This is a genomic window from Streptomyces sp. S4.7 (genome assembly GCF_010384365.1).
GTDB lineage: Bacteria > Actinomycetota > Actinomycetes > Streptomycetales > Streptomycetaceae > Streptomyces.
Genome location: NZ_CP048397.1, coordinates 2109177 through 2127307, shown reverse-complemented (window position 1 = coordinate 2127307; position 18131 = coordinate 2109177). Strand labels below are relative to the sequence as shown.

16 protein-coding genes, 3 tRNA genes and 2 pseudogenes are annotated in these 18131 nt (G+C 69.8%); 17 read left to right on the top strand and 4 right to left on the bottom strand.

Features of this window, described 5'->3' with window-relative positions; all coding sequences use genetic code 11:
• Positions 1-88 precede the first annotated feature (88 nt).
• Complete coding sequence (locus tag SSPS47_RS09395) at positions 89-385, bottom strand: YtxH domain-containing protein (RefSeq protein ID WP_147872945.1); 297 nt, start codon at positions 383-385, stop codon at positions 89-91.
• 202 nt (positions 386-587) lie between these two features.
• Here SSPS47_RS09395 and SSPS47_RS09390 point away from each other — a divergent pair.
• The 4 genes from SSPS47_RS09390 (at position 588) to SSPS47_RS09375 (ending at position 2057) form a co-directional block, all read left to right on the top strand.
• A tRNA-Asn gene (locus SSPS47_RS09390) sits at positions 588-660 on the top strand.
• A gap of 5 nt (positions 661-665) precedes the next feature.
• Positions 666-738, top strand: a tRNA-Asn gene (locus SSPS47_RS09385).
• Positions 739-983: 245 nt separating this feature from the next.
• Positions 984-1057: transfer RNA gene (locus SSPS47_RS09380), tRNA-Ile, on the top strand.
• 469 nt (positions 1058-1526) lie between these two features.
• Complete coding sequence (locus SSPS47_RS09375; protein ID WP_164250205.1) at positions 1527-2057, top strand: hypothetical protein; 531 nt, start codon at positions 1527-1529, stop codon at positions 2055-2057.
• Between the two features lie 240 nt (positions 2058-2297).
• On the opposite strand, the gene SSPS47_RS09370 is transcribed toward SSPS47_RS09375, so the two are convergent.
• Positions 2298-2501 carry a hypothetical protein gene (locus SSPS47_RS09370; RefSeq protein WP_164250203.1) on the bottom strand — a complete coding sequence of 68 codons (204 nt, stop codon included), beginning with the start codon at positions 2499-2501 and terminating at the stop codon, positions 2298-2300.
• A gap of 237 nt (positions 2502-2738) precedes the next feature.
• On the opposite strand from SSPS47_RS09370, the gene SSPS47_RS09365 reads away from it, so the two are divergent.
• From SSPS47_RS09365 to SSPS47_RS09345, 5 genes are all read left to right on the top strand, one after another.
• Positions 2739-3074, top strand: coding sequence for a hypothetical protein (locus tag SSPS47_RS09365; RefSeq protein WP_164250201.1), 336 nt, complete (start codon positions 2739-2741; stop codon positions 3072-3074).
• Positions 3075-3292: 218 nt separating this feature from the next.
• Positions 3293-4492, top strand: a complete 1200-nt coding sequence (locus SSPS47_RS35270; RefSeq protein ID WP_239064824.1) for a DUF2637 domain-containing protein — start codon at positions 3293-3295, stop codon at positions 4490-4492.
• 203 nt (positions 4493-4695) lie between these two features.
• Positions 4696-6576, top strand: a complete 1881-nt coding sequence (locus SSPS47_RS09355; RefSeq protein ID WP_164250199.1) for a SpoIIE family protein phosphatase — start codon at positions 4696-4698, stop codon at positions 6574-6576.
• A complete protein-coding gene (locus SSPS47_RS09350; RefSeq protein ID WP_164250197.1) occupies positions 6573-6830 on the top strand; it encodes an ATP-binding protein in 258 nt (85 codons plus the stop codon). Before SSPS47_RS09355 ends, SSPS47_RS09350 begins: the two co-directional genes overlap by 4 nt.
• Positions 6831-6947: 117 nt before the next feature.
• Positions 6948-7757, top strand: a complete 810-nt coding sequence (locus tag SSPS47_RS09345; RefSeq protein ID WP_239064823.1) for an alpha/beta hydrolase — start codon at positions 6948-6950, stop codon at positions 7755-7757.
• Here SSPS47_RS09345 and SSPS47_RS09340 read toward each other — a convergent pair.
• The gene (locus tag SSPS47_RS09340) at positions 7754-8266 is read right to left on the bottom strand and encodes a GNAT family N-acetyltransferase (protein ID WP_164250195.1); all 513 of its coding nucleotides are present in this window, start codon (positions 8264-8266) and stop codon (positions 7754-7756) included. The two genes, SSPS47_RS09345 and SSPS47_RS09340, sit on opposite strands and share 4 nt — an antisense overlap.
• A 288-nt stretch (positions 8267-8554) precedes the next feature.
• Here SSPS47_RS09340 and SSPS47_RS35265 point away from each other — a divergent pair.
• The 8 genes and pseudogenes from SSPS47_RS35265 to SSPS47_RS09305 form a co-directional block, all read left to right on the top strand.
• Positions 8555-8927: pseudogene (locus SSPS47_RS35265) on the top strand (molybdopterin-dependent oxidoreductase); the annotation flags it as partial.
• A 338-nt stretch (positions 8928-9265) separates the two neighbouring features.
• Positions 9266-9427, top strand: coding sequence for a hypothetical protein (locus SSPS47_RS09335; protein ID WP_203557810.1), 162 nt, complete (start codon positions 9266-9268; stop codon positions 9425-9427).
• 50 nt (positions 9428-9477) lie between these two features.
• Positions 9478-10679, top strand: a protein-coding gene (locus SSPS47_RS09330) for an IS3 family transposase (protein ID WP_164250193.1) whose coding sequence is annotated in 2 segments (ribosomal slippage) — positions 9478-9769 and positions 9769-10679 — 1203 coding nt in all. Because the reading frame shifts where the segments join, the coding sequence is not laid out codon by codon here.
• 33 nt (positions 10680-10712) lie between these two features.
• Positions 10713-11789: pseudogene (locus tag SSPS47_RS09325) on the top strand (IS110 family transposase); the annotation flags it as partial.
• Positions 11790-12094: 305 nt separating this feature from the next.
• A complete protein-coding gene (locus SSPS47_RS09320) occupies positions 12095-12490 on the top strand; it encodes a helix-turn-helix transcriptional regulator (RefSeq protein WP_078077473.1) in 396 nt (131 codons plus the stop codon).
• 55 nt (positions 12491-12545) lie between these two features.
• Entirely contained in the window at positions 12546-13361 is an 816-nt protein-coding gene (gene modA / locus SSPS47_RS09315) for a molybdate ABC transporter substrate-binding protein (RefSeq protein ID WP_164250191.1), read from the top strand.
• Between the two features lie 115 nt (positions 13362-13476).
• Positions 13477-15450, top strand: a complete 1974-nt coding sequence (locus SSPS47_RS09310) for an ABC transporter permease (RefSeq protein ID WP_164250189.1) — start codon at positions 13477-13479, stop codon at positions 15448-15450.
• 93 nt (positions 15451-15543) lie between these two features.
• Complete coding sequence (locus SSPS47_RS09305) at positions 15544-16377, top strand: hypothetical protein (protein ID WP_164250180.1); 834 nt, start codon at positions 15544-15546, stop codon at positions 16375-16377.
• Between the two features lie 46 nt (positions 16378-16423).
• On the opposite strand, the gene SSPS47_RS09300 is transcribed toward SSPS47_RS09305, so the two are convergent.
• Complete coding sequence (locus SSPS47_RS09300; protein ID WP_164250178.1) at positions 16424-17569, bottom strand: class I SAM-dependent methyltransferase; 1146 nt, start codon at positions 17567-17569, stop codon at positions 16424-16426.
• Positions 17570-18131: the final 562 nt, after the last annotated feature.

Here is an 18131-nt window from a genome sequence, read left to right as displayed (position 1 = left end):
GCCACGATTCTGCCGCACGCGCGGGGCGGCGGCGGTTCCCGGGACCGTCCGGTGCCCGGGAACCGCCGCCACACCGCCGTCGAGCGGGTCAGGTGTTGGTGGTTCCCCAGTCGTCCTCGCCGTTGCCGTTCCGCGAGCGCAGCGACCGGACCCGGTCGGCGACGGACCCCGGGACCTTGTCCCCGACCTTGTCGCTCACCGAGTGGTACGCCTTCCCCGCGTACTCACGGCCGGACAGCGCCGCCGTCTCGGCGGCGTTGCGCACGGCCGGGTTCTGCGAGATCCGGCTTGCGGACTTCTTGAGCTGCTCGTAGCGCTCGCGCCCGGCCCTGGTTCCCAGTACGTAACCGACAGCCAGTCCCGCGATGAACGTGAGGCGCCGCATGGCCTGCCACCCTTCGTTAGTTCGTTGGCATCGGACCTTGAGCCGTGACGTCCGCCTACCCACGAGGTCCGAGATCACCCAGTGTGACCCGGCGGGATACCGATTGGCGGAGCACCCCCCTGCTTGCGCTAATGTATGTGTCGCAGCGGACGTCCGCCGCCCGGGAGACCCGGGGTGGGTGCGTTCGGTGCATACGCAGCAATCCCCTGTAGCTCAATTGGCAGAGCAGCCGGCTGTTAACCGGCAGGTTACTGGTTCGAGTCCAGTCGGGGGAGCGCGATCTCCTGTAGCTCAATTGGCAGAGCATTCGGCTGTTAACCGGAGGGTTGCTGGTTCGAGTCCAGCCGGGAGAGCAAGCACGGAAGAGGACCCCTCGGGGTCCTCTTTCTTGTGCCCGCCACTGCTCACCGGCGTGCCACTGACGGTCCGTCGGGGCGTCGCCGCCAGCCTTTTGGGTGATCTTCGGGCTTCTCCTGGAACCGGTCGGCTCCTCAGGAAGTCCTCAAGGTCAGGCGTTGCCGACCATCCGAGGCAGGAGATCGTATGAGCGGCTATGCTGCGGCAGACGGCGCGCACAAATGTGCGCGACGCGCCGTTAGGGGCGGTAGCTCAGCCGGTTAGAGCAGCGGACTCATAATCCGTCGGCCGTGGGTTCGAGTCCCACCCGCCCCACCGGTACGCCCCACAAGTTCACCCGTTTGACCAGCAACAACAGGTCGGCCCCCTCTGCGGAGGGGGCCTTTTTTATGTCTCCAAGATCGTCTGCTCGCCCGCTGCTCGCCCGAAATGTTGGAGCCGTGTTCTCGGCTCGCCCGCCCGGCACCCGCGAGTGGTTCGAACACCCGCATGTTTTCGGGCCGAAGGAGATGCCCATCACGAAGGGCCCTTTGAGGGCTCCGTTCTTGTTCTTCTGTCAGTCGACCCCTCGGCGATGGGATGCCGCTCCGACGCCCCGGCATTGGTAGTGGCGCGCCACCTTCACCGGGGCGCCCGCCCCTGGCGGCTCTGTACAGCTTGACGCTGCCGCGATGGCCGGCCGGACCTCCGTGCGCGCCGCCGGTTGTCATCAAGGGGGTCTTCGGGTGGAGTAGGACACATTCTGTGAGCGCAACTTGCGAACCGCCGGCGCTATCGTCGCAGCATGAAGACTCGGCCGACCGTTTCCCCTGAGGACGGGCGGATGGCCCTGGCCATCACCCATCATCATCTGGAGTTGCACGCCGCTGTGTCCCTGGCGCTGTTGGTGGGCCTCTCGCCGGGAACGATAAGTCGGCTGAACGTCCGTGACTGGGCGCCTGGGCGCGCTCCGCAACTCACCATCCGGGGCACCTGCGCCCGCACGATCCGTGTTGCCCGCTCGGCAGCTGCCGCACTCGGCACCTACCTGGGCGATGAGCCCACAACGCCGTACGAGCCACTCGTCCTCGGGCTGCATGAGCGAGGTTGGATCGAGGGCGTGTTCGGGGATCACGCGCAGCGGGCTGGCCTACGAGTATCGGTGTTCGATCTGCGGAGGCTTGCGGTCGCCACTGTGCTGGCGGCAGGCATCCCGCAGCTGCATGCGGAGGCGTATTTCAACCTTCCCGCCGCAGATGGGACTCCTCGTTCATCGGTAGAACACGGGTACGACATGGAGGTCGCGAGAGTGCTGGAGTCCCAGTTCGGGTGCTGATCCCTCTACCCGAAGGCGCTCCACTCCTCTCGGTGGGCTTCTCTATTTCTCTCGCTTGGTCATGAGGATCTCGGTGGCTGACGCGTACTTGGGGAGTCGCCGCTGCGGTTGATCTGGATGTCCATAGCCCCGAATGCGGCTTTCGCCTGCTTGGCGTGGCCACGACGATGCGGCGGTCGTCGAAGGGGCAGGCGGCCCCCGCCGATCTTCCGTCGACGGCGGGCCGGTCGGCGTGCGCCTTCAGTTCTGACGGCGTCGAGTCTTGACGAAACGGACGGCGAGTTCGTATGGGAGGGTCCGTGCGTTCGCCGCCTTGCCGTACATCGCCTGCGTGATTGGCCAGTCGGGATGTGTCCGCGCTGCCTTGCGTAGCCCCTCGCCCGTCATGCGGGCAACATGCCCGTCTTCAACGAGTCGCGCCGCCGCCTGCTCGAACGTGAGCATGGTGTATCTCTCCCCGCTCGGTGGCTCATCTGGCATGGCGTCATCCTCCTCTAAAAGTTGCGAGTCTCGCAACTTTCCCGTACCTTCGGAAATGCAGAAACCCCGCTCGGCAGTGACACCGAACGGGGCGCAGGACGGCCGGGCCCGGTGGTGACACACCAGGCCCGGCCAGAACCCCGCAGGTGGTGACACACCTCGCGGGCTGCCAGCCCCCTGCTACTAACAGGAGAGCCAGCCGTGACAGATCGTATCCGGGCAGCCGCCACGCAGGCAGCCCCCACTACCGAGGACGGCCTTCGCCGCATCCTCGCCCTCCCCAGCATCGCGAGCCAGGTACTCACCGCCGCCGCCGACCACCTCGCCGAGCACAAGCCGGACCAGGAACTAACCGTCGCCGGATGGGCTCGCGCATTGGCGCTCGCCGACGCCCGCGTACTGACCAGCTACCCGTCGTACGTCGCGCAGCACGCCGGCCGTCGCGCCCTGCGCGCGCTCACCCCGGACATGTGGGCCAGCTCCCGTACCCGTGGCGAATGGGCCCTGTGCCTGCGCGCGGCTGCGGGCACAGTCTGATGGCCGCCGACACGCCGCGCGAGCACCCGATCGTGGACGCTCCTGCGACCCCGGCCGCATGCCAGCAGGATCGGGACGCTGCGCAGGGAAAGGGAGCCGCTGCGGCCCAGTTCGCCCAGACCCGCGAGCACGCCGCCGAGCAGTCCCAGACCCGCACCTGACCGGTCGGGCCCGCGATCACCCCCGCGCGGGCCCGACCCCTCCGGAAGGCACCTCTCGTGACACGGCTCCAACTCACCTCGACACAGCGCCGCTTGATCGGCGTTGTCATCGCGGGCGCCGTGCTGATCGCCGCGATCGGCTTCGTCGGCTCGTACGCCGCCGTGCGCGAACTCGCCGAACAGAAGGGCTTTGGCACGTTCGCGCTTGTCTTCCCGATCGGCATCGACGCTGGCATCGGCGTGCTGCTCGCGCTCGACCTGCTGCTCACATGGGTACGGATCCCGTTCCCGCTGCTGCACCACACCGCGTGGGTACTCACTGCGGGGACGATCGCGTTCAACGCCGCCGCTGCGTGGCCGGATGCGATCGGCGTGGGCATGCACGCGGTGATCCCGATCCTGTTCGTGGTCGTCGTCGAGGCGGCCCGCCACGCGGTCGGCCGGATCGCGGACATCACCGCCGACAAGCACATGGAGGGCGTCCGCCTCACCCGCTGGCTGCTCTCGCCCGTCCCGACGTTCAAGCTGTGGCGCCGGATGAAGCTGTGGGAGATCCGCAGTTACGAGGACATCATCCAGCTCGAACAGGACCGGCTCATCTACCAGGCCCGCCTCCAGGCGCGCTACGGCCGCAACTGGCGCCGCAAGGCGCCCATCGAGGCGATGATGCCGCTGCGGCTCGCCAAGTACGGCGTCCCGCTCGCGGACACCGGCCCGGCCGGTCTCGCCGCCGTCGGCATCGAACCGGACCCCCTCTCTTCCGCTACGGCCGCCGCGGAGCCTGTACCCACCGCCGCACCCGCACCCGCTGAACTGACAGCACCCGCAGTCGAGTTCTACGCAGCCGCGAACCAGGCCGTCGCACTTGCGCCCCCTCGAACCCCACCCGCACTCACCGCCGAACTCAACACACCCGCACCCGCAGTGCACCCGAGTGCGCCGACCGGGTCCGCACCCACTCCAGTGAGTGCGCGCTCCCGCACCCACGGCGCGCTGCTTCTCGACCTCGCACCCATGGACCCACCGCACCCGGACGTCGTGTGCGGCACGGACCCGGCCGGCATGAAGCCGCACCCGCAGAGAGCGGAGCCCGCACCCGCGACCGCGCTGCTCGATTCCGACGCCGAACTCGTCGAACGCGCCCGCGAACTTGCCAGGACGGGCCCCCTCAGCCTGCGACGGATGAAGCGCGAACGCGGTATCGCTCAGCGCCGGGCACAGCGCATCCGCAACGCACTCGACAACAAGGCGAGCTGATGACCGACAACCAGCGCCCCGAGGACTGGCTATGGGCTTGCAGGGAAGCAACACCTTGATTCCCTGCAAGCCCTTAGCTGGATCACAAGCACTTTCTGACCCAGTTGCCGTCGGAGCGGGCGTCCTTCAGCCTGGAAGGGACGCCCCGCAGCCAAAAGCTACCGAGTGGTTAGTAGGAAAGGCTGTGCGAGGAGATGCCAATCATGGCGCACAACAGCTCATTCACTATTGATACCAGGGGAAATGTTTCCCGCTGGGACGATGAGGCAGGGCGCTACCCGGAGCTCTCTTCGCGCGATGTCGTCGGCGCGCCTGCGGGTCTGGTCATCGAGAGACTCCTGGGCTCCCATGACGGTGATAGCGGAGGGCATGCGCCTGCTGCACTGTTCCTGACCGCGTGCCGGGGCGAGGCGGGGACCGTTATCGCCTCGCGAGGCACCGCTCCAAGCCTTCACGCCGCTGACGTCGAATCGGCCTTCGAGTTCTCGGCATTCGAGCACAGCACTGCTGGTCTTGAGGTGTACGACGCTGACCTGAGCGTCCTGCGCGCCAATTCAGCCGCCCTTGCCATGCGCGGACGTTCGGCAGAACAGGTCCTCCAGCACCATGTTGGTAATCTTGATTCGCGTCTCCCTCTGGCTCCGTTGCTCCAAAGGGTCATCGTGGGTGACGAGGCGGCTGTCCAGGAAAGAATCAATGGGCGCGACGGCCGCGGAGACCCGCGGGTCTTCGCAGTTACCGCATTTCAGCTGCGCGATGACCAGCAGACCATTGGCGCCGGCGCCGTGATCCACGATGTCACCGATCAAAACCGGTCGGAGGCCGCCGCGCGGCTCCTGGCCGAAGCGCATGAAGAGATCGGTTCCACGCTCGACGCGATGCGGACTGCTCAGGAACTCGCCGTGGTTGCGGTGCGGGATTTCGCCGACGCCGTCTCGGTGGACCTCGTCGACGACGTCATACAGGGGGCAGAGGCACCGGCGCCTCCGGTCGGCGCGGACGTTGTCCTGCGCCGGGCGGCATTCGAGGCCCCCGGCGGTCTCCAGGCTGTCTATCGCGTCGGGGAAATGAGCTATTTCGCCTTTCCGACCCCTTGCGCACAGGTCATTGCGGATCTCACACCCGTACTTCTGGACCCGAAGACCTCGCCATCGGACTGGCTCATGCATGACGCCGCGCGTGCTGGAGCTCTGGGAAACGCCGGAATTCACTCGATGATTATCGTACCTCTGTCATTTCATGCGCGTGTCCTGGGGTTGGCCAGCTTCTATCGAGGACCCCGCCACCCTGTTTTCTTTGATGCATCAGACGTGGGCCTCGCCTACACGCCCGGATCCAACGAGACGGTCTGGTTCGACGTCATCGAGTTGTCGGGAGCCCGCGTTGGCCTTGCCATCGGTCGAGTCTCCCAGCAAGGACTCAACGCATCGGCGGCGATGGGGCGTTACCGCACCGCGCTGGATACCCTGGCCGTGCTTGACCTCCCTCCCCACGAACTGCTGGCTCGCCTCGACGATGCCACCGGCCAGTTCCTTTCCAATCCCACGGGCCTGCCGTCCTCGTCGACGGATCCTCCCTGTTGTCTTTATGCGGTCTACGATTCCGTGACCGGTGAGTTCGCTGTTGCCTCAGCTGGCTGGCCAGCCCCTTTGCTGATCTCCCCGGCCGGCGACATCACGACCGTGGAAGTGCCGGTCGGCGCACCACTGGGGCAGGGCCTGGGACACGATCTGCACCGTCAGGTCATTGCTCCGGAGAGCATGCTGGTCCTCTTCTCCCAGTCGTTTCTTGAGCCCGGCCCTCGCGCGGAAGAGCGCATGGTGCAACTGCGGCAAGCCGCCACTCGCTCCGGCCGCGCCCCGAAGGCCATCTGCGACAGCATCGTGCGCAGAATGCTCGGCGGGCTGGGAGGTGAGAGCGCCGCTCTGCTCGCAGCCCGTACCCACCGTCTGCCGGACGACCGGGTGGCCGCATGGACCGGAAGCCGGGATCCTGCCGCGGTGGGCGAGGCCAGGGAGAGGCTACTCAGCAAGTCGAGGAGTGGGGTCTTGAGACACATGCGTTCACGACGGAAATGGTGGTGAGTGAACTTGTTGCCAATGCAATCCGGCACGCCAGCGGAAATCCGACAGTTCGCCTCATACGCGATCGATATCTGACTGTTGAAGTCTCGGACAACGCCACCACGGCGCCGCACCTCCGCCACGCCCGCGCTCAAGACGAAGATGGCCGTGGTCTGCTGATCATCGCTTCCCTGGCTCGGCGATGGGGAACGTGGTATACGCCGGACGGCAAGACCATCTGGGTCGAAAATTCGCTCGACGAGGTTCGTCTCTGACGCCGGGGATGAGTACGTCGCGGAGTTCCGAAAGGCGGCGTGGCCTCCCCCTTCGCGGTGACGCCCGTCCGGTCGGAATCCTGACCGGTGTCGCCGATTTTCTCTGTGGCGTGCGCGGTGGCGACCTGCGAGCATCTGCGGATGCCCGTACTCGCCGACGACCTCGGCCATCTCTCGTACACCGTCACCGGGGACGGCCCGCCCGTCGTTCTCGTGCACGCCGGCATCGCGGATCACCGGATGTGGGACGCGACCGTGCCCGGTCTCGCGGAGCGTCACACGGTCATCTGTTACGACCTGCGCGGCTTCGGTGGGTCCGCGACCCCGGCGGGGCCGTTCAGTGAGACCGACGATCTGCGGCTGCTGCTGGATCACCTCGGTCACGAGCGCGTTCGGCTCGTCGGCGCGTCCTGGGGTGGGCGGGTGGCGGTGGAGTTCGCCCTCGCCCACCCGGACCGGGTGTGTTCGCTGGCGCTGCTCGCTCCACCGTGGCCGGGGTACGACTGGTCGGCCGGGATGGTCGCGTACGACGAGGCGGAGACGGCGGCCCTCGCCGCGGGCGACGTCGACGCCGCCGTGCTGGTGAACCTCGACATGTGGCTCCGCGGGCCGGCCCGCGAATGGCGCGACGTCGACCCGGCGCTGGCCGGGCAACTCCGCGCTTCCGTACGGACCGCGCTGATGAACCAGGACGCCGTCGAAGAACACTCCCAGGGCGGAGAGGCCGGCGATATCGGCACGATCGCCGTCCCCACGCTCGTCGGCATCGGCGGGCTCGACGTCGCCGACTTCCAGGACATCGCCCGCCGGTACGCCGCCGGGATTCCCGGCGCCACCCTGGTCGAGTTCCCCACGGCGGCCCACCTCATCGCGCTGGACGCGCCCGAGGAACTCACCGCGGCACTCGTCCCGTTCCTGGCACGCTAGGTACCTCCGGTCGACCTGCCTTCGGCCGGGCGGAGCGGCTTCGCCATCACCCGCTCCGTCGTCACGCCGTCCGGCAGCAGGTCTCCTCGCTCGTCGGTGAGGAGGAAGCCGTTACGGCGGTACAGCGCGACCGCCGACTCGTTGCCCGGGATCACCGCGAGCTTCAGCGTCGTGGCGCCCGACCGCCGGGCCCAGGTCTCGACCGCGGCGATCAGCCGGTTCCCGACGCCGAGACCCCGCGCGCCCGGACCGACCCACACCGACCTCAGCTCGCACACGCCGCCCTCCCCGGGCACACCGCTCGCCATACCGGCGGTCCGTCCGTTCAGCGACACGACGACGTTGTACGTACCGGGAGTCTCCAGTCGCGCCCGCCACCGCTCCTCCCCGCCCCGATCCCAGTCCGCCAGCAGGGATTTGAACGCGTGCGGCGCCTCGGTCAGCGCCGCGAGACGCGCCTCGCGCCACAGCGGCCAGTCGTTCGTCGTCAGTACCCGCAGACGCACCATGCCCACCAGTCTGGCGCGACGCCCCCGACCCGGGTCGGCTTTCGTCGGCGCGTTCACGGCCGATAATCCGTGTCCGTCCACGCAGAAGCGAGGGCAATGCGGTCTTCAGAGCCGCAGATGAGATTTCGCGGACCGTCCCGCAGGAATCGCCCCGGTCGTCGCGTGTGCGCCGTTCGAAGGGGGAGTTTCGACGGGCCGACTCAAGACGCCACCCGGGGGCCCTCCTTCCGTCCGTACCGGGGCCTTGGCTCTGCGCGCGGTGAGCCGGCCCGGCCCGGCACGCCGGGCGTCGACGACCTCCGGCGGGGACGGGAGCAGCACAGTGCCGACGCGGTCTTCCGGTGCGCGAGCAGCGGGCCGCGCCACCACAGGTTCGAGGGGCCCCTGCTGCGTGAGGTCGTGGCCGACGCGCGGCCGGACTTCGACGTACGGCGCCGGCGGGACCGCTCCCGCTTCCTGCTGGCCGTCACCGGCCGGGACGGGCACCGCACCGTACTGTCCTGGGGCGAGATCGACCCCGACTTCGGTGCTGTGCCCGCGCTGCCGACCACCACGCTCGACGGGGTGCCGCTGGATCCGGCGGGCAGCCGGGCTCGTCGTGCCGACCGACCGGTGCGGGGCGCGCTGCGTCAGCGCGATCACGAGCGTATGGGTAGGCGCGAGCCCCGTCCCCGGCCCCGCAACCCGGTCCCGTGTGAGGCGCCCGCCGCCCCCTCACCATCCCTGCCCGTTACCTTTCTCGTGGCCCCGCAATGGGGTTCCTGGCCCCCGGGTCCGGTATGGCTGTGTGCCCCCTGTCGAAGGCGATGACCTGGGGGGTGTTGCCGCTGGGCTTCGGGGCACCGCTTGACCGCTGATGAGGGGCCTGACGACCGCCTGGTCCGGCGCAATGCCGGGCCGCTTCACCGGGCGGCATGTCTGCGTAACGTGGTTGCCGGCGTGTGGTGCCGCAGGGACGGCCGGGAGTTTCAGGAGACGAGTGGCGAGAGGCACACGCACATGGTCGACACGACCGCGATAGATCTCTTCCTCGGCCTGGACCTGGGCAAGGAGTTCCACCACGCCCACGGCCGGACCCGGGACGGCAGAACCGTGCACGACAAGCGGCTGCCCAACACCGAGCCGAGACTGCTGGAGCTGTTCACGGGCCTTGACCCTTGATCTTGGGCACACGAGACACTGGATCCTGAGGATCTGAGAACGGACATCTCGTGGTCATGAAGCACTACCCGCCGGAGTTCAAGGCGGACGCGGTCGCGCTGTACCGGTCCCGGCCCGGAGCGACGATCAGGTCGGTTGCCGCTGATCTGGGAGTCAACCCGGAGACGCTGCGCAACTGGGTTCGGGCGGCCGGGGCGAACCGGCCGAGGGGGCGCCGGGCGGAGACAGCCGCGGAGCCGCCCACGCCGCTGGAGGAGGAGAACGCGGCCCTGCGCAAGAAGGTCCGCGAGCTGGAGGAGGAGCGCGAGATCCTGAGGAAGGCGGCGAAGTATTTCGCCGGGGAGACGCGCTGGTGAACCGCTTCCAGTTCGTCGCCGACCACCAGCGCCGCTTCGGCGTGAAGCGGCTGTGCACCATCCTGGGCATCGCCCGCTCGAGCTTCTACTACTGGCGCAACACCGCGGCCGCGAGGGCGGCCCGCAAGGCAGCCGACGCGAAGCTCGCCGCGCGGATACGCACCATCCACCACAGCTCGGACGGCACCTATGGCGTCCCGAGGATCACCGCCGAGCTCCGCGAAAACGGCGAGCGGATCAATCACAAACGTGTCGCCCGCCTCATGCAGACCACGGGACTCGCCGGACTGCGGCTGCGCAGGAAGCACCGCACCACCATCGCGGATCCGACCGCCGCGAAGGCAGCAGACCTCATCGGCCGCAACTTCACCGCCGCGAAGGTGAACACGAAGTACGTCGGCGACATCACCTACCTCCCGCTGACCGGCGGGAAGTTCCTGTATCTGGCCACGGTCATCGACCTCGCCTCCCGGCGCCTGGCAGGCTGGGCGATCGCCGACCACATGCGAGCCGAACTGGTCACCGACGCCCTGGCCGCCGCGGAACGGTGCCGCGGCAGCCTGGCCGGCGCCGTCATGCACACCGACCACGGCGCCCAATACACGAGCAGGGCGTTCGCCGACGCCTGTCGCCGGGCGGGCGTGATGCAGAGCATGAGCGCCATCGGCAGCTCGGCGGACAACGCACTCGCCGAGTCCTTCAACGCCACCTGCAAGCGGGAGACACTCCAGGGCCGCAGGGCGTGGGCCGACGAGCGCGAAGCCCGCCTCGACCTGTTCCGCTGGCTCCACCGCTACAACACCCGACGCCGCCACTCCAGCCTCGGACAACGCAGTCCCATCGCCTACGAGACAGCCCTCAACTCAACATCAACTACCCTGGCCCCAGCCGCATAGCCCGTGTCCAAGATTCCGGGTGAAGGCCCCACCAGGCTGGTGGCGAAGTTCGGCACCGTTCTGGTGATCGTGGACCAGGTCGCGAACATCGGTGCGCTGCCGCTGACGGTGGCCCGTGCGGCGGGCTGCCGGGTGGCCTACCTGCCCGGGCTGTCGATGCGGCGGGCCGCCGACCTGCATCCCGGCGAGGCCAAGACCGATGCCCGCGACGCGTTCGTGATCGCCGAGACCGCCCGCACGATGCCGCACACCCTGCGGGCGGTGGACCGCGACGACGAGGTGCTGGCCGAGCTGACGATGCTCACCGGTTACGACAACGACCTGGCCGGCGAGGTCAACCGCACCACCAACCGGCTGCGTGGCCTGCTCTCCCAGATCCATCCCTCCCTCGAACGTGTCCTCGGCCCCCGCCTGGCCTACCCCTACATCCAGGCTCTCCTCCAGCGCCACGGCTCCCCAGCCAGGCTGAAGAAACTGGGCCGGGCCCGCTGCGAGTCCCTGCTCAAGGCGCACGGTTCGCGCAAGGCCCACCACCTCACCGCAGAGATCTTCGACGCGCTCGCCGAGCAGACCCTCGTCGTTCCCGGCACCGAGGCATCCGCGCTGATCGTGCCGGGACTCGCCGCCCAGCTCGCCGCCGCCCACACTCAGCGCCGCCAGGCCGAGCAGGAGATCGCTGCCCTGCTGGAGGCCCTCCCTCTTTTCCACCTCCTGACCTCCTTGCCCGGCCTGGGCGTCAGGACCACGGCCGCCGTGATCGTCGCGATCGGTGACGGCACCGGTTTCCCCAGCGCCGGACACCTCGCCTCCTACGCCGGACTCGCCCCGGCCACGAAGTCCTCCGGCACCTCGATTCGCGGCGAACACGCACCCCACCGCGGCAACCGGCTCCTCAAACGGGCCCTGTTCCAGGCCGCGTTCGCCGCGATCGGCTGCAAAACCGACCCGTCCTCCCGGACCTACTACGACCGCCAACGCGCACGCGGCAAGACCCACACCCAGGCGATCCTCCGCCTGGCCCGCCAGCGCGTGAACGTCATCCACGCGATGATCCGCACCGGGGCTCTCTACGAAGCACGCACCCCGGGCGACGTCGACCTCGCTGCCTGACGACTCCACCGCCCCCGCCCTCCAGGCCCCATCACACCCGCGCACCGGCACGGCCACCGCGGCCCCGCCGACCACCGCACTGCCCATCAGCCACCCGATCCGTCGGGGACATCCCGCTTCGCGGGACGTCCCAAAAAACCAGGATCAACCCCTACAAGCCGACCCCACCGGGGTTGACGAAACAGATAGGGGCACCCCCCAGCCTTCGCCCGCCTTCGTCGGTTCCTCCTAGACGCCACGCATCTGCCATGGACAATGACCTGAAACCTTGCAGATGCGAGGGTCGGAGGCCTATCTTTCCGCGCATGCAGTCCTACACAATCGGCCAGGCAGCCCGCCTGCTGGGCGTCAGCACCGACACCGCCCGTCGCTGGGCCGACGCCGGCCGGGTCGCCACCCATCGCGACGAAGGCGGCCGACGGCTCATCGACGGCCGCGACCTCGCCGCGTTCTCGATCGAGGTCGGCCAGGGCGGCAGCGGTGAGGAGGACGTCTCGTACACGTCCGCCCGCAACGCCTTCCCGGGCATCGTCACCGCCGTCAAGCTCGGCGACGTGGCGGCCCAGGTCGAGATCCAGGCCGGCCCGCACCGGCTGGTCTCGCTCCTGACCAGGGAAGCCGTCGAGGAGCTGGGCCTCGAGGTCGGCATGCGGGCCACCGCCCGCGTGAAGTCGACCAGCGTGCACATCGACCGCGTCTGACCCCTACCGCCTTCCTCCCAGCCTCCTCCGAGCCTTCCAGGGAGTCCTGACCCTCATGTCCTTCACCCTCAGCGCCGCCGTACGCCGCGCCGCCGCCACGGCGCTCACCGCGGCCCTGCTCGTGCCAGTGACCGCGTGCGGCGGCGGTGACAGCGACGACAGCGACGCCGGAGCCAAGTCCACCGAGTCGGCCACCGGCGCCCCCGAGGCCCAACTCACCGTTCTCGCCGCCTCGTCGCTCACCGACGTCTTCAAGACGGCGGGCGCCGCGTACGAGAAGGAGAACCCGGGCACCAAGGTGACGTTCTCCTTCGCCGGTTCCCAGGAACTCGCCGCGCAGGTCGGACAGGGCGCTCCCGCCGACGCGTTGGTCACCGCCGACACCAAGACCATGGACGGTCTGAAGGACGACACCGGGACGCCGACCGTCATCGCGAAGAACCGCCTCGTCATCGCCACCGGCGAGGGCAACCCGGAGAGGATCGAGAATCTCGAGGACCTCGCCGACACCGAGCTCAAGGTCGTCCTCGCGGCGCCCGAGGTCCCGGTCGGCCGCTACAGCGAACAGGTCCTCGGCGCACAGAAGATCGACGTCAGGCCGGTCTCGCAGGAACCGAACGTCCGCGCCGTCCTCAGCAAGGTCGAACTCGGCGAGGCCGACGCCGGGATCGTCTACAAGACGGACGCGGCCACCGCCACGGACAAGGTGGACGCGATCGAGATCCCCGACGGCCGGAACGCCGTCGCCGAATACCCGGCCGCCACGCTCAAGACGTCCGAACACGCCGATGCGGCGGCCGCGTTCGTCGCGTGGCTCAGCAGCCCCGAGGCGCAAAAGCTCCTCCAGGACGCCGGCTTCCAGCAGCCGTAACCCCGGTGACCCGCACGCGAGTCGACGGGCCGACACCCTCCGCCACCCGTCAACTCGCGTGTGTCACGCGCCGTCCTCCCCTCGTGCGGCGGACGCCAGGAAACGCAGGAGCCCGATGAGCCGCCTCAGCTTCCCCCGACGTGCCCCGGGCCGTACCCGTACCCCCGTCGCACTCGCCGTCCCCGCGCTGCTCGCCGTCGCCTTCCTGCTCCTGCCGCTCGTCGGGATCCTCGCCCGGACCTCCTGGGGCGAGGTCGGTGACCATCTGACCAGCCCCGGCGTCGTCGAGGCACTTGAACTGTCCCTCCTCGTCTCCTTCTGGGCCCTCGCGCTCTCCCTCGTCCTCGGGGTGCCGCTGGCCTGGCTGCTGGCGAGGGTCGACTTCCCCGGCAAGGCGTTCGTACGGTCCCTGGTCCTGCTGCCGATGGTGCTGCCGCCCACCGTCGGCGGCGTCGCGCTGCTCCTCGCCTTCGGGCGGCGCGGGCTGCTCGGCCCCTGGCTGGAGGACACGTTCGGCATCACGCTGCCCTTCCACACCTCGGGCGCGGTCGTGGCGGCGACGTTCGTCGCGATGCCGTTCCTCGTCATCAGCCTCGAAGGCGCGCTCGGTGGACTGCGCCCCCGTTACGAGGAGACCGCCGCCTCCCTCGGCGCCTCGCCGGTACGGGTGTTCGCCACCGTCACCCTGCCGATGGTCGCCCCCGGACTGCTCGCCGGGGCCGCGCTGACCTGGGCGCGGGCGCTCGGCGAGTTCGGCGCGACCATCACCTTCGCGGGCAATCTGCCGGGCACCACCCAGACGCTGCCGCTCCAGGTGTATCTGCTGCTCCAGAACTCGCCCGAGGCCGCGACATCCGTCTCGCTGCTGCTGCTCGTCATCGCCATGGCCGTGCTGATCGCGCTGCGCGGGCGCTGGACCGGCACACCACGGGACACCGCGGGCAACCCGGACAGGCGCCGGGACCGGGCCACTTCACCGGACGACGGCACCGAACCGGGGCCGGGGCCGAAGGCCGCGCCGGTCGCGGTGAAAGAGACGACGGCCGTCGACGAGCGCTGGGCGCTGCACGCCGACGTCACCGGTTTCACCCGCCTCGTGCTCGATGCCGAACCCGGCACCACCATCGCCGTCGTCGGCCCCAACGGCGCCGGCAAGACCACCCTCCTGCGCGCCCTCCTCGGCCTGACCACCCGCGCCCACGCCGAGCTTCGCCTCGGCGCGCTCGACGTCACCGCGCTCCCGCCGCACCGCAGGGGCGTCGCCTGGGTGCCCCAGGACGGCGCGCTCTTCCCGCATCTGAGCGCCCTGAACAACACGGCGTACGGGCTCCGCGCCCAGGGTGTCACCCGCGCCGAGGCCCGCCGGACCGCGCGACAGTGGCTCGACCGTCTCGACGTGGGCCACCTCGCACACCGCAAGCCCGCCCAGGTATCCGGCGGGCAGGCCGGGCGGGTCGCGCTGGCAAGGGCGTTGGCGACCCGCCCCCGGCTGCTGCTGCTCGACGAGCCGCTGGCCGCGCTCGACCAGACGACCCGCGCGCGGGTCCGGCACACCCTGCGTACCCATCTCGACGGCTTCGGCGGTGTCTGTCTGATGGTCACTCACGACCCGGTGGAGGCGGTGTCGTTGGCCGACAGGGTCCTCGTGCTCGACGAGGGCCGGGTCGTCCAGGACGCGCCGCCCGCCGATGTCACCCGCCACCCCCGCTCACCGTGGGTGGCCCGGATGCTCGGCAAGAACGCCTGGCCCGGCACCGCGACCGCCGACGGTCTCGCGCCCACCGGCGGCGGACTGCTGGTCTCCGCCGATCCGCTGTCTCCCGGCACCCGCGCGCTGGCGATCATCGCCCCGGAGGCCGTCTCCGTGCACCGCGACCGGCCGAGCGGCAGCCCCCGCAACGTCTGGCCCGGCACCGTACGGGAGATCACCGCGAGCGGCAGCCGGCTGCGGGTACTGATCACCTCGGAGCGGGCACCGGATCTGGTGGCCGAGATCACCCCGCAGGCGGCCGTCGAACTCGGACTGGCCGACGGTGTGCCCGTCTGGACGAGCGTGAAGGCGACCGAGGCGACCGTGGTGGCCCTGTGAGCCGCCCCGATCGCCCCGGGCATCGGACCGGCATCCCCGCCCCGCATCCGCGCCGCGTAGCCTGCGGGCATCCCCGTCACTCCCAGGAGCACGATGTCCGCCGCCGCCCCGCCCCCGCGCATTCTCTATGTCACCGATTTCGCCTACGAGGCGAAGGGCCGCCGCTACTGCGACGAGGACATCCTGTTCTCCTCCCGGCTGCGTCGTGACTTCACCGTCGCCACCTGCCATCCGGCCGACGCCGCCCGGCTCATGGGCGACTTCGACGCCGTCGTCGTACGCAACAGCGGACCCGTGCTGCACTACCGGGAGGTCTACGACGACTTCCGCGAGCGGGCGGCGGCGGACGGCGTACGCGTCTACAACCCGCTCACCGGGCGCGGCGACATGGCGGGCAAGCAGTATCTGGTGGAGCTGAGCGCCGAGGGGCTGCCCGTCATACCGACCGTCGACAGGGCCGAGGACCTGGGCCGGCTGCCGGACGCCGACGAGTACGTCGTCAAGCCGAAGGACGGGGCGGACTCCATAGGCATGCGGTTCGTGCCGGGCGACCGGCTGTCCGACCTCGGGGACCTCCGGGACACCCTCGTGCAGCCGCGCATCCCCTTCCGGTACGAGGTCTCCTTCTACTTCGTCGACCACGACTTCCAGTACGCACTCCACGCGCCCGACCCGGACCGGCGCTGGGAGCTCGTGCCGTACCGGGCCAAGGCCGTGGACCTGGACTTCGCCCGGAAGTTCATCGACTGGAACACCCTCGACCACGGCATCCAGCGCGTCGACGCGTGCCGCGCGCCGGACGGGGAGCTGCTGCTGGTGGAGCTGGAGGATCTCAATCCCTTCCTGTCGCTGGGACTGCTGGACGAGGCGACCCGAGACGCGTTCATCGCGCGGACGGCGGTCTCGCTGCGGGCGCTGCTGAGCTGAACCGGGCCGGTGACCGGGGCGGTTCACCGGGTGGCGGGCCACGGGACTACGCGCGGCTCAGGCGCCAGAGCGACGTGGTCTCCGCGGCGCGCGCCGCGTGCAGCGGATCGGTGGTGTCGGCCGCCCGTGGATGGCGCGGCTTCGTACCGGTCCTGTCCACCACGCGCAGGCCCGCCGCCGCGATGCCCGACAGCAGCTCGCGCCGGGTCCGCAGCCCGAGGTGTTCGGCCAGGTCGGACAGGACGAGCCAGCCCTCACCGCCCGGTTCGAGATGGCTCGCGAGCCCCGCCAGGAAGCCGCGGAGCATCCCGCTGTCGGGGTCGTACACACCCTGCTCGACGGTGGACGTCGGCCGCGCCGGAATCCACGGCGGGTTGCAGACGACCAGATCGGCTCGGCCCTCCGGGTACAGGCACGGGCCCACGACGTCGATCCTCCCGGCGAGTCCCAGCGCGCGGACGTTGTCGTCGGCGCAGTCGAGGGCGCGGGGGCTGATGTCGGTGGCCACGACACGGTCGAACCCGCGCCCGGCCAGGACAGCGGCGAGCACGCCGGTGCCCGTTCCGAGGTCGAAGGCCGTACGGCTGCCGCGTGCCACCGGTGACGGTCCGTCCAGCGGCGCTCGCGCGACGAGGTCGACGTACTCACCCCTGACCGGGGAGAACACGCCGTAGTGCGGATGCACGCGGGCGCCGAGCGCCGGCACCTCCACGCCCTTGGCGCGCCACTGCCGCGCGCCGATCACCCCCAGCAGTTCGGTGAGCGCGACCACGCGGGCGCCGGACGGCGGGCCGTACGCCTGCGCGCACGCGCGGCGGACATCGGGAGCCCTGCGCAGCGCGAGAAAGTGGTCGCCTTCCAGCGTCACGAGCAACTTGCCCAGCACACGCGCGCGATGGGCACGTGCGCGGCGGTGCAGACGGAACGCCTCGGCCGGGCCGGCGGCGGGCCGGGCCGGTTCGCGTTCGACGCGGCGGCTCATCGCCGACAGAAGTTGGCGCGCGTTGTGGAAGTCGCCCCGCCAGAGCAGGGCGGTGCCCTTGCGGGCCAGTCGGTAGGCGGTGTCGGCCTTCATCCGGTCGTCGGCGACGACGACGTGGGCCGGGGGAGGCGACCCGCTCTCGGAGTGCCAGTCGGCGGCTCCGTGGGCCCCTTCGGCGTGGTCGCCTTCGGTCCAGCTGATCGTGGGCATCACATACTCCTCGTGATCGAACGTGCGGGGGCACGAAGAGCACTTCGACGAGGAGCACGGGAAACGGCCCCTACCGCGGACTACGGCGGCACGGGCGCGGATCGAGAGGCAGGTGTGGCCGTCTACCGCCCCCGCGTCGAAGCGCGGGAGGAGATGTCGCCGAGAACCATGCCGAGTGTCACGATCAGCCCTTTCGGAGAGATGGCACCGAAGAGTCGCACAGTCTCTCCCGGTCGGGCAAACCTTCCCGCCCGGCGGACCCGGCCCGGCGCCGCCGCGCGTCACGGCGGAGTTTCCGTAACCCCGTCGAATTTGTTCAGTCACACAACACTGTCCGAAAGGTGGCCAGTTGCCGGTACCTCGAACGCCAAGATCGACCGGGAAACGCGGCAGGCCAAGGCCGGTCTACGCGGGGCGAGTTCGGCCTCGCGCGGACACGCGGGGCTCCACCGGAACGGCCGACGGCAATTTTGACACGACCTTGACAAATTAATTCGCCGTTGCCAGCATGCAACTCGCCCGGACTGCGGACATGGCTCCCGGTCGAACGCACGGCATCCCC

Coding starts and splice junctions, on each gene's coding strand:
- SSPS47_RS09395 (WP_147872945.1), bottom strand. CDS start 385: ATGCGGCGCCTCACGTTCATCGCGGGACTGGCTGTCGGTTACGTACTG.
- SSPS47_RS09375 (WP_164250205.1), top strand. CDS start 1,527: ATGAAGACTCGGCCGACCGTTTCCCCTGAGGACGGGCGGATGGCCCTG.
- SSPS47_RS09370 (WP_164250203.1), bottom strand. CDS start 2,501: ATGCTCACGTTCGAGCAGGCGGCGGCGCGACTCGTTGAAGACGGGCAT.
- SSPS47_RS09355 (WP_164250199.1), top strand. CDS start 4,696: ATGGCGCACAACAGCTCATTCACTATTGATACCAGGGGAAATGTTTCC.
- SSPS47_RS09340 (WP_164250195.1), bottom strand. CDS start 8,266: ATGGTGCGTCTGCGGGTACTGACGACGAACGACTGGCCGCTGTGGCGC.
- SSPS47_RS09335 (WP_203557810.1), top strand. CDS start 9,266: ATGGTCGACACGACCGCGATAGATCTCTTCCTCGGCCTGGACCTGGGC.
- SSPS47_RS09320 (WP_078077473.1), top strand. CDS start 12,095: ATGCAGTCCTACACAATCGGCCAGGCAGCCCGCCTGCTGGGCGTCAGC.
- modA (WP_164250191.1), top strand. CDS start 12,546: ATGTCCTTCACCCTCAGCGCCGCCGTACGCCGCGCCGCCGCCACGGCG.
- SSPS47_RS09310 (WP_164250189.1), top strand. CDS start 13,477: ATGAGCCGCCTCAGCTTCCCCCGACGTGCCCCGGGCCGTACCCGTACC.
- SSPS47_RS09305 (WP_164250180.1), top strand. CDS start 15,544: ATGTCCGCCGCCGCCCCGCCCCCGCGCATTCTCTATGTCACCGATTTC.
- SSPS47_RS09300 (WP_164250178.1), bottom strand. CDS start 17,569: ATGCCCACGATCAGCTGGACCGAAGGCGACCACGCCGAAGGGGCCCAC.